Origin of the sequence: Streptomyces sp. NPDC048361 (assembly GCF_040651795.1) — a bacterium.
Lineage (GTDB): Bacteria > Actinomycetota > Actinomycetes > Streptomycetales > Streptomycetaceae > Streptomyces.
In genome coordinates, this window is sequence record NZ_JBEZKW010000006.1 from 60,677 (window position 1) to 75,550 (window position 14,874).

12 protein-coding genes, 3 tRNA genes and 2 pseudogenes are annotated in these 14,874 nt (G+C 68.0%); 5 read left to right on the top strand and 12 right to left on the bottom strand.

Going from position 1 to position 14,874, the window contains the following annotated elements; genetic code table 11:
• Positions 1-232: 232 nt before the first annotated feature.
• The 7 genes and pseudogenes from AB0D31_RS05270 to AB0D31_RS05300 all read right to left on the bottom strand — a co-directional run bounded on the left by AB0D31_RS05270 (position 233) and on the right by AB0D31_RS05300 (position 7,131).
• The gene (locus tag AB0D31_RS05270) at positions 233-469 is read right to left on the bottom strand and encodes a hypothetical protein (protein WP_362717228.1); all 237 of its coding nucleotides are present in this window, start codon (positions 467-469) and stop codon (positions 233-235) included.
• Between the two features lie 14 nt (positions 470-483).
• Positions 484-1,354, bottom strand: a pseudogene (locus AB0D31_RS05275) (peptidoglycan-binding protein).
• A 42-nt stretch (positions 1,355-1,396) separates the two neighbouring features.
• Positions 1,397-1,717: a hypothetical protein gene (locus tag AB0D31_RS05280; protein ID WP_362717229.1), complete on the bottom strand. Its 321-nt coding sequence runs from the start codon at positions 1,715-1,717 to the stop codon at positions 1,397-1,399.
• A 104-nt stretch (positions 1,718-1,821) separates the two neighbouring features.
• Positions 1,822-3,276: a hypothetical protein gene (locus tag AB0D31_RS05285; protein WP_362717232.1), complete on the bottom strand. Its 1,455-nt coding sequence runs from the start codon at positions 3,274-3,276 to the stop codon at positions 1,822-1,824.
• Positions 3,277-4,524: 1,248 nt separating this feature from the next.
• Positions 4,525-5,451 (bottom strand): hypothetical protein, encoded by a 927-nt coding sequence (locus AB0D31_RS05290; RefSeq protein ID WP_362717235.1) that lies wholly within the window; start codon positions 5,449-5,451, stop codon positions 4,525-4,527.
• Between the two features lie 11 nt (positions 5,452-5,462).
• A complete protein-coding gene (locus AB0D31_RS05295; protein ID WP_362717238.1) occupies positions 5,463-6,350 on the bottom strand; it encodes a hypothetical protein in 888 nt (295 codons plus the stop codon).
• Complete coding sequence (locus tag AB0D31_RS05300) at positions 6,331-7,131, bottom strand: hypothetical protein (RefSeq protein WP_362717240.1); 801 nt, start codon at positions 7,129-7,131, stop codon at positions 6,331-6,333. Before AB0D31_RS05300 ends, AB0D31_RS05295 begins: the two co-directional genes overlap by 20 nt.
• Positions 7,132-7,289: 158 nt before the next feature.
• Between AB0D31_RS05300 and AB0D31_RS05305 the strand changes: the two genes are divergently transcribed.
• On the top strand, positions 7,290-7,826 hold the full coding sequence (locus AB0D31_RS05305) for a GNAT family N-acetyltransferase (RefSeq protein ID WP_362717460.1): 537 nt from the start codon (positions 7,290-7,292) through the stop codon (positions 7,824-7,826).
• A gap of 15 nt (positions 7,827-7,841) precedes the next feature.
• On the opposite strand, the pseudogene AB0D31_RS05310 reads toward AB0D31_RS05305, so the two are convergent.
• Positions 7,842-8,964 (bottom strand): annotated as a pseudogene (locus tag AB0D31_RS05310) (IS630 family transposase).
• Positions 8,965-9,048: 84 nt separating this feature from the next.
• On the opposite strand from AB0D31_RS05310, the gene AB0D31_RS05315 reads away from it, so the two are divergent.
• Positions 9,049-9,210: a hypothetical protein gene (locus AB0D31_RS05315; RefSeq protein WP_362717243.1), complete on the top strand. Its 162-nt coding sequence runs from the start codon at positions 9,049-9,051 to the stop codon at positions 9,208-9,210.
• Here AB0D31_RS05315 and AB0D31_RS05320 read toward each other — a convergent pair.
• Entirely contained in the window at positions 9,196-10,158 is a 963-nt protein-coding gene (locus tag AB0D31_RS05320; RefSeq protein WP_362717246.1) for a recombinase family protein, read from the bottom strand. The genes AB0D31_RS05315 and AB0D31_RS05320 overlap by 15 nt on opposite strands.
• Positions 10,159-10,853: 695 nt before the next feature.
• On the opposite strand from AB0D31_RS05320, the gene AB0D31_RS05325 reads away from it, so the two are divergent.
• Positions 10,854-12,236, top strand: coding sequence for a tyrosine-type recombinase/integrase (locus AB0D31_RS05325; RefSeq protein WP_362717249.1), 1,383 nt, complete (start codon positions 10,854-10,856; stop codon positions 12,234-12,236).
• 122 nt (positions 12,237-12,358) lie between these two features.
• Here the strand turns inward: AB0D31_RS05325 and AB0D31_RS05330 are convergent.
• From AB0D31_RS05330 to AB0D31_RS05340, 3 genes are all read right to left on the bottom strand, one after another.
• Positions 12,359-12,435, bottom strand: a tRNA-Ile gene (locus AB0D31_RS05330).
• A 164-nt stretch (positions 12,436-12,599) separates the two neighbouring features.
• Positions 12,600-12,672, bottom strand: a tRNA-Asn gene (locus AB0D31_RS05335).
• Positions 12,673-12,677: 5 nt separating this feature from the next.
• Positions 12,678-12,750: transfer RNA gene (locus AB0D31_RS05340), tRNA-Asn, on the bottom strand.
• Between the two features lie 171 nt (positions 12,751-12,921).
• Between AB0D31_RS05340 and AB0D31_RS05345 the strand changes: the two genes are divergently transcribed.
• Positions 12,922-13,221: a YtxH domain-containing protein gene (locus tag AB0D31_RS05345; RefSeq protein ID WP_362717463.1), complete on the top strand. Its 300-nt coding sequence runs from the start codon at positions 12,922-12,924 to the stop codon at positions 13,219-13,221.
• 167 nt (positions 13,222-13,388) lie between these two features.
• Positions 13,389-14,834: an FGGY family carbohydrate kinase gene (locus tag AB0D31_RS05350; RefSeq protein ID WP_362717251.1), complete on the top strand. Its 1,446-nt coding sequence runs from the start codon at positions 13,389-13,391 to the stop codon at positions 14,832-14,834.
• The last annotated feature ends 40 nt before the right edge of the window (positions 14,835-14,874 follow it).

Here is a 14,874-nt window from a genome sequence, read left to right on the forward strand (position 1 = left end):
TCACGTCACTGAAGACTAAACTGTGCGGACCTTCAAGTTGACCTCTAGGCCCCGCCCACCCAAACGGCAGGCCAGGAGTGATGCACGTTGCGTGCTCCGTGGGGCAGCGAACTCAACGTCTCCCCTACGGAGCTATCTCTTACCGTCTGCTGGATCACGTGAAATAAGCGCGGGCCTTCTTCCACGTGTCCAGAACTCCCCTACACTCTTACAGTCAGCACCGCGGAAGCGATTACGAGGCCGCCTCACACTTCGGCGCCCGCGCGTAACCCAGGAGCCAGCCGAAGCGCGGCGACAGGTGCTCCTCGGCGAAACGGAAGATCCCGTAGTAGGCAAACGTGGCCACGGGCGTGAGGACTCCGGTAACGGCCGTCTCGTCAAGGTCGATGCCGTGGCGCAGGGCCACGGCGATGAGCCAGCCGACCGCGGCGGGCACACCCGTGCGCAGCAGTGAGGCGTACACATTCATGCGGTTCTCCTTGTTCAAGGGGTGGGGTCAGCTGAAGAGCCGGCGCCAGGTTCCGGGCCGGGGTAGCCGTCGGCGTCGGATCCGGTCCAGCCCTGGGCGCGCTGGAAGTCCTCGGTGTTCTGGCGGTCGGCCTCGCCCCAGTCGCGGGAGGGACCGACCTTGTAGCGGCGGCCGTATCCCTTACGTACGAGCTGCTGGCCCAGGAAAGGATCGAGTCGTTGACCTTGCCTTCCCCGAACGCCGAGGTGCCGGGGAACGCCGGGGCGGCTGGCGTCGGCTTTCCGCCCGAGGAGCCGCCCTTGAGGTAACGCGCGACGCGAGCGCGGAAGTCGTTCATGGAGAAGGAGGGGTCGGGTTTGCCGGGCTGCCATTCCTTGTGGCCGATCACGGACCGCTCGCTCCAGCCGTGCGCGCGGCACAGTGCGGCGGCCCATCGGGCTGCGGCGTCCACCTGGGCCTCGGGCCACGAGTCGTTGCCGTCACCCGAGTTGATCAGCTCGGTGCCGTAGAAGCGGCTGTTGCCGTCGGTGTTCGCCTCGTTGTCGGCGGGCAGGGCCCGTTCGTCGATGACGGCCTGGAGGACGTCGTCATCGCCGAGGCCGGCGTGGTTGGCGCGGCCCCAACCGACCATGTGACAGGTGCCCGCCTTGTCGATCACGGTGTGGCACAGCGGGCCCGGCAGGCCGGAGTAGCCGGTGTAGCAGAGGTCGACCATCTGGGACTGGCTGGAGTAGTCGCCGGTGTGGTGGATCACGACACCGTTCATCGGCCCCAGGCTCCGTGGCCTGCTCGGTTGTGGTTCTTCCAGTCCCTGACTTCGACAACGTTCAGGCCAGCGGCTCGCAGTGCGGACAGGGCCTGACTGGACGTAAGGGGTGTTGCCATGGGGCGCGTTCCTGCTTCTCCCCCGCGCCATATGGGTGTTTGTTACTGGGCGAGCTGAGCAGCCAGCACCGCGACGAGCACACCTACGATGACGGGCGCGATCAGTGCCGTGACGGCCAACCGCCGGTTGGCCCGCGCCTCCTGGCGCTCCCGGTCCCGATCCCTGTGTACCGCGGCGACTTCACTCTCCAGCGCCTTGAGCCGCAGATCAACCGTGCGCCGGTCAGCGTCGTACTGGATCTTGGTGACCATCTCCGTCAACCGGTCGGTGAAGACCGCGAAGTCGGCGCGTAGGTCATCACGCATCTGCTGCATGGCACGCAGCAGCTCCCACGGGGTGGGGTCCTGGGTCGGCGCGGACACGGCACTCCTCAACACGGTGGCCCCACGCCACCAAGCAGTCTACGGCTGCTTGGCTCCTCGCCGAATTATCGGCCGAACGCTCGTGACGGTGGAGAGGCGTCCGCTCAATCGATGGGGTAGCGGATGTTGAGGTTGACGTAACCATTGCCGGTGGCCAGCTGGGTGCTGGCGGCTTGAGAAATGTTGGAGAAGGTGACTGCACCGGTCGCCGGGTTGAGATTGACGCTGACCAGTGCGCTCGCCGTGCCCAGAGTGCCTGTTGGCATCACGACGAGTGGGAACTGCTGGATGTAATTGGTCGGGCAGGCTTCGGCCGGCACCGTGAACAGTTCCTCGCCGTTGGCCGCAGCCGACTTGGCCGTGCGCTTGAGGATGCCGCGCAGTCCGACCGTGCGGTCCGGGTAGATGCGGTAGGCCACTCGGTCGAACGAGGATCCCCAGTGAGCCCAGTTGGCACCTAGTGACGGCGTCTTCCAACTCTGTTTGTAGAGGCCAATCCAGCCGTTGGGGTCGACGAAGAAACGGTTGTGGAAGTAGACGGCCGCGGGCTGGTCGTTCCGGTCGCGAGCGTTGATAGTGCCGCCGCTGGTGATGTCGATGCGGTCGTAGGGCAGGGAACCGAAGAGGGTTGACTGGGCGTTGCTGGCGATCTCGGTGGCGCTCATCTCCATGCGGCCCTTGTTGGGTTCGGACCACATGGACAGCGATGCTCCGGGATAAACCGGAAGGCCGCTGAAGAAGAGCGCGGTGCCGCCTGCTGGCGTGGGAGCCGTCAGCTCGGCGGACTGGAGTCGCAGGGTGGACTTGTTGGTGGCGGCGTCGTAGGCGGAGTACAGGGCGGCGGGTGACACCTCGGTAGCCGCTCCCGACAGCAGACGGACCTGGCCGGTGGTCGGCTGGGTAGCGGACGCCGGGACCTGTGTGATTTCGACGCGGCTGCCGGAGTCACCGGTGCGCAGGACCGCACCGTCGATCTGCACGCCGATGATGTGGACGCCCTTGATCGTCTTGCCGTTGATGGCGTCAGCGGTGAGCATGTCCGCAGTGACCGACCCTGCGGTGAACAATCCGGCACGCAGGGAGTTCACGTCCATCGAGTCCGCGGTGAGCGACCCGGCCTTGATCTCCTTGGCAGTCAGGGTGCCCTCGTACACATCAGTGGCGACCAGACGGCGCGGGGTGCCCTGAACCGCGGCGCTGGCAGGGCCGGGTGTGCCCGAGGTGTTGACGGCGACCAGCCGTAGCCAGACCGGGTCGTACGAGCGGCACAGAACCGGAGTGCTGGCGCCGCTCTGGCTCTCGATCGTCGCGTCCGGGTTCCGCGGATCGGGCTCGGCGGAGGCCGAGGGCAGGATGTGAACTTGGATGCGTGCCAGGTCTCCGACGGCTGTGGCCTCAGCCCATCCGCCGTCCCAGGTGACGGTGAGCCCGCCGATGATCGGCGCGACGACCGGGGCGCTCGGGGCCGGCGGCGGCGGCCCGTTGACGGGGATGGCGCCAGAGGTGCCGTCCGGCTGCTGGCCGATCACCGCGCGCAAAGAGCCGGTGGCGTCGTACACCTGGATGGCGCCGTTCTCGATGGAGGAGGAGCCGAGTTGGGTAGAGCGGGTGAGCTGGTCGAGTCGTCTCTTGAGGTCGGCGAGCTCGGCACCCAGCCGGTGCAGGTCGTCGGGCACAGAAGGCTCCTTTCGGGGTGATGGGGTCAGGCTGCTGCGGAGCCGTAGTGGAAGCTGTCGGCGCGGGCCAAGTCGACGGTGACCGTCTCCCCGTCGCTGCCGCCGGTGCGGACCGTCCATCCGGTGATGTGGCACCAACCCGACCAGTCGGTCCACTCGTTTGCACGATCACCATCACGTCGTCGGCGACTTGAAATGAGCCAAGCGGGGCCGCGGGGTGGTCGGGGCGGATGCGGATCTGCTCGACGCTGCCGCGGGTCTGGCGGCGGGTCCGCTCGGCGCGTGCCCGCTGCGCGAGGATGTCGCTGCCCTTGACGTCGGGGAGATCCAAGACCTGCTCCAGGCGTAGGCGCCCGTCGCGGACCGAGTCGATGACCCGCCCTTTGGCCCTGCCCTCCCCCGCGCCGGTGGCAATGACGGTGTTGGCGTACTCGTCGGCGCTGCGCGTCACCGGTGGGGCGTCGAGGATGTTGTTGCCGCTGACGAAGGAGACGTCGCTGCGACGCGCGCCGAGGCGGGGGTAGGCAAGTCGCAGGCGGCGCACGATCGTGCCCTCCGGGTTCCAGGCTGTGTCGCAGGTGTAGTCCGGGGAGTCGTCCCCCTTGACCAGGTCGTCGACCGCGTTGGCAAGGACAGGGTCTTCCCACCAGGAGAAGTGCAGGGGCTCGGCTGGAGTGCCGACCTTGGCCGTCGACGTGACCGGATCGACGCTCACGCCGAGGTCGCCATCCGGGAGCGACTGGGCGTAGGCCCAGATGTCGCGAATGACTTTGCAGGGGTCGGCATTCACGTAGGGGCCGCGCCCGTCGAGCTCGCCGTGGATGTCGTGGCGGTGCTGGAGGTAGGAGGACCAGCCGGCGGCCTCCAGGGAGAGGGTACGTTCCTGGGGGGTGGCCTGCCACAGGATGCCGCCCCAGCGCAGAACGCCACCGTGCTCGACGTACAGCGCGGTGGTGCCTTCGTCCACCGCCTCGGGCAGGGAGCGGGCGAAGCGGGGCGACAGCTTGGCTGTGAGGGAGCCGGGACCGTTCAGTTCGAGCCCGAACTCCACGTCGGACAGCGGCAGATCGACGTCGAGGATCTGGCCGGTCAGCAGGTGCTGGACGAAGTAGCGGTAGCTGTAGTCGGGCATCAGTAGATGCCCTCTTCGAATTCGACGCGTGCGATGGCCGTGGTGGCGACGTCGGCCTGGAGGACGCCGGCGTTGTTCTGGTCAAGGGAGATCAGCGCCTGAAGGGATTGGGTCGTGCCCCGCATCGCCGCTGGCACGGCCATGGTGTCCGCGCTGATCAGGTGGATCCGGGACGCGCTGCCGGTCTCGAACCACACCGACTGGGCTTGCAGGGAGCCAACCTTGGCCGCACTACCGCCCCACACGCTCCCCTTCATCACCTGTACGCCTGCGATGGTCAGCTCCACGCGCAGAGTGACGGCCCACGGCGGGACTTGGATGTCCCAGCGGGCTGCGGGTGGCCAGGCCACCCACTCTCCCGCCCGGTTGCCCGGCCAGTCCTGGTCCGCGCTTGGGCTGGCAGTGTAGATCCGGCTGGCCAAGCGCGGGTTGGCGATCTGGCGCATGTCCCGGATCATGGCGGCCGTCACCGTGCCGGTGTTGGCCGGGAGGTTGATCAGCGCGAGCGGAATCGCCGAGTATCCGGCTGGGACGGACGCGTAGATCGGCGGCACACCGGAGATGACGTCGAAGTACACCACCGGGTCCTTGGCCGGGTCGCGGCTGCCCTCGTACTGCGGGTCGAGGACGCGCAAGACGATCAAGTCGTTGCGGGCGTTGGCTCCCGTGGGCGCGATTTGCACCGTCGCGCTGCCGATGTTGTAGGCGGAATAGTGGCCCTGCCAGGGCGAGGCGCGGCCCTGGATGATGGCGGAACCGTCACCGACCTGTACTCCGCCCGCAGGGACGGCCAGGGGGCTGACCTTGAGGTCGCTTCCCTGGGTGACACCCTCGCCGCCACGCGCCAGGTCCCGGATCATCATCCGGAACGACTGGGCGCTGTGGGTGGCTCCAGTGGTGAGCAGAGGGGCTGAGGTAAGGGTCATGATGCTGCTCCTCAGAGAGTGGACCAGGCCGGCCGCCAGGTGACGGTCAACCGGGCGGAGTTGGACGGGTCGGTGGCCTGCCAGCGGATCTCGCTCCGCCCGGGCGGCAGGCTGAAGGCGTCGAGGCGGCCGCCGGTCAGGGGCACGCTGCCGCCGTCCCTGCGGAGCACGGAGCGCCAGGTGGGCCGTGTGTCGATCTCCACCCACTCGTCGCGGCCGATGGCGGCGTCCAGGCGTAGCGCATGACCGCTCTCGGCGTGCGTGATGACGGGGTTGGCGCACGGCCCGTCGATCCGCAGGACAGGCCAGGTGGGGGCCGTGCCCTCGACGGTCATCCAGCCCGGTCGCGCGGCACCGCCTGGGGCCGGGGTGACGACAATGGGCGCGACGACAGGTGCGGTGAACCCGCCGCCGACGATCGTCCTGAGCGGCATCACCAGTTGCTCTTGGTGGTCGGCGTAGAAGAGGGGGTCCGCCGTCAGGAATTCGATGTCGATCGGCAGCCAACCGTGTACCAAACGCTCAAGATCAGCATCGGCTTTGCGCAAGCGCCCGAACACCACTCGAATGTCGCGACCGGGAAGTTTGAGGCGTAGCGCGGTGGCCGCGCCCCCTGTCAGCCGCAGCGCCGGGTCGTCGTGGAGCCGCTCCAGCGCGGCAAGGATGTCCAGTGCGGCCGCGGGGTCGCCCGGCGTTTTGATCGCCGCATCGATCCGGATGGTGCGGCCGCTGTAGTAGTCCGCGCCCAGCCAAATCCCGTCCGCGTGCGGCGGATCCACGTCGCCGGTTCGCACCGGCGCCCGGCCCAGCCCCTCGATGTTGGCGATCGAAATCGCCGTACCGGCTCCGATCACAAGGCCACCGAGGTCGTGCTGGAAGTCAGAGAGCGGAACAGGCATCAGCGACGCACCCCGCCCCGCTGAGCGCGGCGCACCTGATAACCGATCGCTTCGGCGATCTGCTGCTCAGTGGCACCAGGACGATCGACGTTGTGGTCTGGGTGCCAATGAGCGCAGCAGGTGACTGAACGACAACGACCCGCACCCCTTGTGCTGGCTGGGCGTTGGTGAGGTGCACCGGGCCGGCCACGCCTGCTGCTGTGAGTTGATAGCCGAAGCGCCCTGCCACGTCGGTGAGCACATCCGTGGCCGAGCGCCGCTGCGCGGCCCCGAGCGGGATAAACGCCTCACCCCCTGTACTGGGCTCGGCGAAGCGCACAATGCCTCCGCTGGTCGCGTATAGGCCTGGTGTGAGGATGCCTCCTCGCTCGTGCGACAAGCCCTGCTGGGCTCGGGAGAGGTCAGTCAGGAGTTTCGTGCCGCGACCGCCGAGAGCTTCCCGGATCTGCTTACCGGCCTTCGCGAGGACCCGAATAATCTCGTCTTCGCCCAACCCGGTGATCTCTGCGGCCTTGTGGATGCCGACCTTGTCGGAGGTGACGGCGGCGACGATCTGGACGACGGTGCTCATCTCTTCCGCCGTGAGCTGTGCGCCCGATACCTTCGCTTGCTCGTTGGCCCGGGATGCTTTGCCACGGTCGGCCACCGCCTGGACGGCAAGCTGTTGGGCAGCCTCATCGTTCTGCGCGGCCAACTGCGAAGCCAGGTCACCGAACCCGAGCCCTGCCAGTTTGATCAGGTTTCTCTGAAAGGCGGCGTTAGCGATATTCGCGGAGTCCAACTCTCGGGTGTAGTCCGCTAGTGCCGTGACCGCATTGGTTCGCCGGGTTGAGGTCGGGTACCGGATCTCGGGTTCTGTGCGGTGTAGGGCTGTGGCAGGATGCCGCGATGATCACCTCACCCATACCGCCCGTCGTTCCCGCAGGCCACATGGCCAAGATGGAACAGCCTGTGCTCGCTCTCCCCAGTGGTCTGGAGCTGCGTGCCTGGCGTGTCAGCGACGCCGACGCTTTGGTAGCCGCCGCTCAGGAACCGGGCATTCGCCAGTGGAACCGACTCTTCGTGACGTCGCAGGCGGAAGCACGCGAGCGAATCGAGCGCATGCACGAGCGTTGGCAGAACGAGCAGAGCGCGCTGTGGGCCATCGCCCAGCCCGATGGTGGTCAGGCCGTGGGCTTGATCGGCTGGGGTGACATCGACCTCCAGGGCGGCAGCGCCGAAATCCTGTACTGGCTCCTGCCCGCAGGACGTGGCCGCGGCGCCATGGTCGAGGCCACGAAGCGCGTCAGCCGGTGGGCGTTCGACGACCTTGGTCTGCACCGGCTCCGGCTGTGCCATGCGGTGGCCAACTCGGCGTCGTGCCGAGTAGCGGAGAAGGCCGGCTTCTCCGTCGAGGGCACGATGCGCAGCGCCCTGCTGCACGAAGACGGATGGCACGACGAGCATCTGCATGCCCTGGTCCACGGCGACATCTGATCTGGTGACGGGCGGTCAGGCCACCGGGTTGAGAGGGCGGCCGCCCCAGCGGATGCCTTTTTCGCTGCGGACGCGGGGCGCGTTCGCGGCGCTGGGCGGCCAGGACGTCGGGATGCCGTGCGTTCTGGTTGCGCCAGCGCAGGTAGCGATGCAACTCCCTTGTCTGGACGATGTGGTTGGGGTGATTCGAGTTGGCCAAGGTGAACTGCCGAAGCGGCCCGAAGTGCGCCTCGATCGGGTTGGCCCAGGACGCGTTCGTCGGTGTGAAGCACAGCTCGACCTTGTTCCTCGCCGCCCACCGCCTGATGCGCCAGTTCTTGTGGGCGGACAGGTTGTCCAGGATCACGTAGATGGGGGCGCCGTCCGGGCGGGCCGCGCGAATGCTCTTGAGCGCGGCCCAGGTCGGGCTGATGCCCTTGCGGCGCCGGTTGATGCCCCCGAGGGTGTCGTCGCCGACCGAGTAGCAGCCATGGAAGTAGCGGGTGCCGTGGGTGCGGTGGTAGGTCGCCGGGAGCCGGTCCGGCTTCCCCTGTTCGGCCCAGCAGGCCCCGGCCGTCGGCCGGGTGCCCAGCGGCCCGAACTCGTCGAAGGCGAAGGTCCGGTCCGGGCGCTCGTGGAGCGCGTATTCGATCCGGTCCAGTTTGGCGTCGAAGTTCGGGTCGGTGGACTCCTTCCACGTCTTGGTGCGCTGGAACGTGACCCCGCGGCGAGACAGCAGCAAGCGCAGGGCCTCACGGCCGATGCGTATCGGACGGGCGAGGTTGCGCCGCAGGTGCTCTGCGAGCTTGCGGATCGACCAGCGGGTGAACGGCTGGCCGAGCTTGGTCGGGCGGGTGGTGGCCGTCTGCACGACGAAGTCCTCGTCGTCAGTGCTGAGCAGGCGGGGACGGCCTCCCGCCCACCGAGGGTCTAGGCAGGCCAGCCCGGACTCGTTGAAGCGGTGGATCACGTCGCGGACGGTGTCCTCGTCCGCCTGGACGAGCCGCGCGATTACCGGGACGCTGTTCCCGCCCGCCGAGGCCAGCAGCATCATCGCCCTGCGGAAGCGCACCGTGCTTGTACTGCCCCGCCGCACGATCCACTGCAGCCTCTGCCCCTCCTGCTCAGTCAACGTATGGACCCTGACCGGCTCCGCCATCTCGCTTCCCCGTGCCGACCGGACGTGGCGTCACATCCAACCGTTACAAGGCCAACCCGGCGAACCAATGCGGTCAGAGCACTAGTGACGCACTACCTGCGACACCCGTGGCCGCTCAAGGCCGAGGAGATCATCTCGCCGCTCCTGGCGGCCTTGGCCGTCGTTGCCCTCATCACCGGCCTCACGATGGCGATGGTCGGCCGACGGATCGCCTACCGCAAGGCAGTGACCTCAAGCGCCGTTTGAGGGGGCGCCCATCTGCCGCCAGTGCAGCACGACCCGCCCGGGCTCGACGGTACGGACACCGCGGGCACTGGCGGGAAACACCTGAATCCTCTCCAGGAGCAGCAGCACGAGAGCCCGCTTTGATGCCTGCGGAGCCCTGTTCCACCACCTGACCAAATCCTTGGCGCTGCCCAGGGAGAAGCTGGCCATCTGCTCCGCGTACCGGAGCCTCCCGCGGGCTTCCTTGAGGTTCGTCACGATCTCTGCGTCAGCCGTCACGAACGCCGTCTTGCTGATCTGACGGTTGCCGTAGAGCTTCGCCGACTCCTTCTGCCGCTGCTCCAGGCCCGCGATCGTCGCCTTCAGCTCCTCGACCTGCCGCGCGACCGCCGCCTTAGCCGCCAGGATCTGCGCTCGCACGCCGGGCTTCAGGAGTTCCGCCATGACGTACTCACCCACGTGGTTCTCAAGAAGCTCGGCATCAATACGGACCTCCCCGCAGCCCCCGCGCCCTAGCTTGTCCTTGGGGCGGCACCGATACCCCGGGGAGCCGGCGTTGGTCCGCGCGCCACTCAGGTGCTGCTTGCACCCCCCACACTCGCAGGCACCCTCGTTCAGCATGTAGTCGTAGGCCGGGACAGCATCGGCCGACTTACGGCCCTGCTCGCGCTCGGCCAGGGCAACGAACTCTTCCGGAATGATGGCGCCGGGATGCCCCGCATCAACCAGCTCCCCGTTCTCGTCGTGCATCAGCCCGGCGATCGCGGGATTGCGGAACAGCCGTCCGACGGACGCGTCCTTCCACTCTCCGCCCAGAGTGCCCCGATACCCCTGTTCGTTTGCCCAGGTGGCGACATCCGCGTTGGACTGATCCGCGAGCGCCCGGCTCACCATCTCCCGAAGCGGGCCGACTTCATCGTCACGCAGCCGACGACGCGACTGGTCGTCGAACCCGTAGAGCCGTGGCATGCGGTCCCGTCCGTTCTCTCTCAGGTGCTCCGTAGCCTGCCCGATCCTAAGACGCGACCATCATCCGGCTACGCCCCGTCCAGCCAGATCCCCCAGGAGCTCACCAGTCACGATGCGGGAGGAGCCACCTCCAACACCCGCCACAGTGCGGCGGTAGGAATCTTGACCGTGCCTCCCAACGTGAGCGGCCGCACAGGAAAAGACCCCGTCCTGATCAAGTCGTAAGCCTTGTGCACGCCAATGCCCAGGGCCCGCGCCGCCGTCGACACGTTCACCGTCGGCGGCAGAGCCAGGAGCTCTTCCAAGGTCATCGCTGCGGCCCTGGAGTCAGTAGCTACAGATACTTCGTTCATAGTCATCCCGTTGTCGCGTTCTCCCCCGCGCCAACGTGCCTTAAGGATACGCCAACACTGGAGTGTTGGGGCAAGATGGAGCATCGGTTCGACAAGGACCGGCACACAAGTTCCACAACCGAAGGCCACGAAGGGGATATTCGTGTTCAACCCCAGCTACTACCGGCAGTGCGCACGCCGGTAGGTCGTGATCGGAGATAACGGCGTCCCGGTGCTCAACGACGACGGCACCGCTAAGCGCCGCCTACTCGGAGCTCGCTGCCCCAAGCTCAAGCTGAAGGGCCATGGCCGCTGGTACTTCTACTTCGAGCTCGAAGCGGGCCAGGGGGTGAGCGACAGCGCGTGCGCCGCGGCGGCTTTCCTAGGAAGGACGCAGCGAAAACCAAGGCGTCCGAGGTCTACCACGACGCCGTCAAGGGCACGGACGTGCTCAGCAACGCCACTGTGAAGGAAGACCTGGATGCCTGGCTCAAGAGGAAGTGGAGCCTGGCCCGCACCACCTCCCACGGGTACGAGGAGCACGTCCGGCTGTACCTCGAACCTCACCTGGGACACATCAAACGGCGCGACCTCAAGCTGCGACATGTCGAAGCCATGTACGACGCGATTGAGCGGGAGAACGCCGAGCGGCTGATCCACCACGCCCGCATAGTCGAGTTGCAGGAAGCTCGCGACGCCGCCCATACGGCATGGGTCCGCGCCGCTGGGAAGATGGCGGCGCGCCGAGCTGCACGCCGCGTCTACCTCGACGCCAACGCCGCCCTGCACGAGGGCCGCAGGGGCAAGCGGAAGATCACCAGCGCGGCCACGTTGCACCGCATCAACGCCACCCTCAGCTCGTTCCTGGGCACCGGCATCAAGCGCGGCGACTACACAACCAACTGGGCCCGCATGGTCGAGTTGCCACCGATCAAGCGGCCCAAAGCTCTCGTCTGGACGCCGGAACGGGTCGCAGAGTGGAAGCGCACAGGCACAAAGCCCAGTCCTGTCATGGTCTGGACCCCGGAGCAGACCGGCGAGTTCTTGGACTTCATCGCCGACGACAGGCTGTGCGGCATGTGGCACGGTTTCATCTTCCGAGGCCCTCGGCGCGGCGAGATGTGCGCGCTGCCTTGGACCGAGGTCAGCCTGGCCGGCTCCCGGTTTCGCATCTCCGCACAGAATGTCGAGATCGCCTACCGGGTGTATGACGAGGCTCCGAAGCAGGACAGCGTCCGCACGGTCACGCTCAACGCTCTGACACGCGAGCTATGGGCTGCATGGCGAGAGACCCAGGAACAGGAACGTCAACAGTGGTCCGGGGAGAAGGCATGGGTTGAAAGCAATCGGGTCTGGACCCAGGAGAACGGCGAACCACTCCACCCCGACTGGATCAGCCGGCGCTTCAACCGGCTCGTCGAACTCTCTGGGCTTCCTCCGATCCGGCTGCACGACACCCGGCATCTGTCGGCGACGCTGGCGCTGCTCGGTAAGGCGGACATCAAGGTGGTCCAGGAGCGACTGGGGCACAGCTCCCGCCAGATCACTTCGGACACCTACACGAGCGTCCTACCGCAGCTCCTGACCGCCGAGGCGGAGTCCACGAGCGCGGTCGTACCGCGCTCAAGGAAGGACGGTGCCCGGCAAGAGAAGCCGAAGCCGCCAGAGAAGCATGATGAGGCGCCAGAGACAGTTGTGGACCCCGAGGGCGATGAGCCGGACGAGGGTTTTTGTCCCGCCGCGTGACCTGGATCCCAACATTGTCCCAACACGCGTGATTGCATGATCAGGGTGGGCGCCACGATCCTTCCGGACCGCCTCCTGACCGGCTAAGGCGCTGGTCAGAACGTTTCTGCATAAGGAACCGCTGGTGGGGCGGGTGGGACTCGAACCCACGGCCGACGGATTATGAGTCCGCTGCTCTAACCGGCTGAGCTACCGCCCCTTACGGTGTGTCGCGCACATGTGTGCGTGCCGTCTGCCGCAGCATAGCCGCTCATACGATCTCCTGCCTCGGATGGTCGGCTTCGCACGCCCATGAGGACTTCGTGGGGATCCCGGCGGTTCCACCGGATACGAAAAAGGACCCCGAAGGGTCCGATTCCGCTGCTCTCCCGACTGGACTCGAACCAGTAACCTGCCGATTAACAGTCGGCTGCTCTGCCAATTGAGCTACAGGAGACCGAGCTCCCCCGACTGGACTCGAACCAGTAACCTGCCGATTAACAGTCGGCTGCTCTGCCAATTGAGCTACAGGGGAATGTCTCGTTGCGTCGAACGTACCCACCTGGGGTGATCCCGGGCGGCGTGCGTTCGCTGCGACACATACATTAGCGCAAGCAGGGGGGTGCTCCGCCAATCGGTTCCGCCCCGGGTGATCACGGGGCCGCGCGGGTAGGCGCGGCACACACGCTAGGGAAGGGTGACCGCCATGCGATACCGGCTCACGTTCGTCGCCGGACTGGCCCTCGGATACGTGCTCGGCACCAAGGCCGGCCGCGAGCGCTACGAGCAGTTGAAGAAGTCCGCACGTCAGGTGGCGCAGAACCCCGCCGTGCGGAACACCGCCGAGTCGGCCGCGCAGACCTCGCGCGAGGTGGCGGGCAAGGCGTTCCACGCGGTGAGCGAGAAGGTCGGGGACAAGGTGCCCGCCTCCGTCTCGGGCCGGGTTCGTTCGCTGCGTCAGCGCGGGCAGGGCGCCGAGGACGACTGGGGCACCAGCAACACCTGACCCCGGCCGGGCCGGGGTGGGCCCACGTTGGACGGCCGGGCGGACCGGGGCGGCAGCGTTGTTCGCGCCACTGCCCCGGACCCGCGGTGGCCGGTCCGACCGGGGCGACAGCGTTGTCCACGCCACTGCCGTCCCCCCGGCCCCGCCCGTGCGGCAGAATCGGGGGCATGGGGATAGTCGCCGGTCTTGACAGCTCGTCCGCCTTCACGCGCATCGTCGTCTGCGACACGGACACGGGCGCCGTGCTGCGCCAGGGGTACGCCCCTCATCCGGTCGAACCAAAGGCCACCGAAGTCGATCCGCAGGCATGGCTGCTGTCGCTCGGCGAGGCCGCGGCCGGCGGGCTCCTCGAAGGGGTCCAGGCCATCGGTGTCGCGGCCCAGCAGCACGGGCTCCTGCCGTTGGACGGTCAGGGCAATCTCGTACGGCCCGCGTTGACCGGGAACGACAAGCGGGCCCAGGTCGCCGCCGCCGATCTCGTGGACGGGCTCGGCGGCCGGGAGGCGTGGGCGCAGGCCGTCGGCTGCGTACCGCAGGCGGCGCAGGCCGTGGCCAAGCTGCGCTGGCTCGCGCGGGACGAGCCGGACGCCGCCAAGCGCACCGCCGGCGTGCTCCAGGCCCACGACTGGCTGGTGTGGCAGCTGCTCGGCCGGCCCGCCCGGCGCACCACGGACCGCGGCGCCGCCTCCGGCACCGGGTACTGGTCGGCCGCCACCGGTTTCTACCGCCCCGATCTCGTCGAGCTCGCGCTCGGCCACCAGGTGGCGCTGCCCGAGGTGCTCGGACCCTCCGACGCGGCCGGCACCACCCCCGAGGGCCTGCTGATCTCGGCCGGTACGGGCGAGACGATGGCGGCCGCGTTCGGGCTCGGAGTCGGCGTGGGCGACGCGGTGGTCTCGCTCGGCGCATCGGGTTCGGTGATGGCCGTACATCACGAGGCGCTGGCCGACCCGAGCGGGATGATTACGTCGTTCGCCGACGCGACCGGAATGCATCTGCCGGTCGTGCATACGAGCAATGCCGTCCGTGCCCTGCGCGGAACGGCGCAGATGCTCGGCGTCGACGACCTGGCCGCGCTCAGCGACCTCGCCCTCACCTCCACGCCCGGCGCCAGCGGCCTCGTCCTGCTGCCCTACCTCGAAGGCGAGCGGACGCCTCAGCTGCCGCACGCGGCGGGCACGCTGACAGGGCTTCGGCGCGAGTCGATGAAGCCGGAGCACCTGGCGCGGGCCGCCTTCGAGGGGATGCTCTGCTCCCTCGCCGACGCCCTGGACGTGCTGCGCGGGCGCGGCGTCGAGGTGCGGCGGGTGTTCCTGCTCGGCGCCGCCGCCGAACTGCCCGCCGTCCAGGCGGTGGCGCCCGCCCTCTTCGGCACGCAGGTCGTCGTGCCGCAGCCCGCCGAGTACGCGGCGCTCGGCGCGGCCCGGCAGGCCGCCTGGGCGCTCGGGGTCGCCCGCGGCGCGCTCGCCGCGCACACCCCGCCGGCCTGGCAGGGGGCGTCCGCGCAGGTCTTCGAGCCCGGCGAGGAGCTCGCCGTGGGGCAGGCGGTACGTCAGCAGTACATCGCGACGCGTGACGAGATCCATCCCGGTGCCTTCGGCCAGGGTGCTTGACGCGGACCCGGCGTACGCACTTTGCTATTCCTTTTGACTC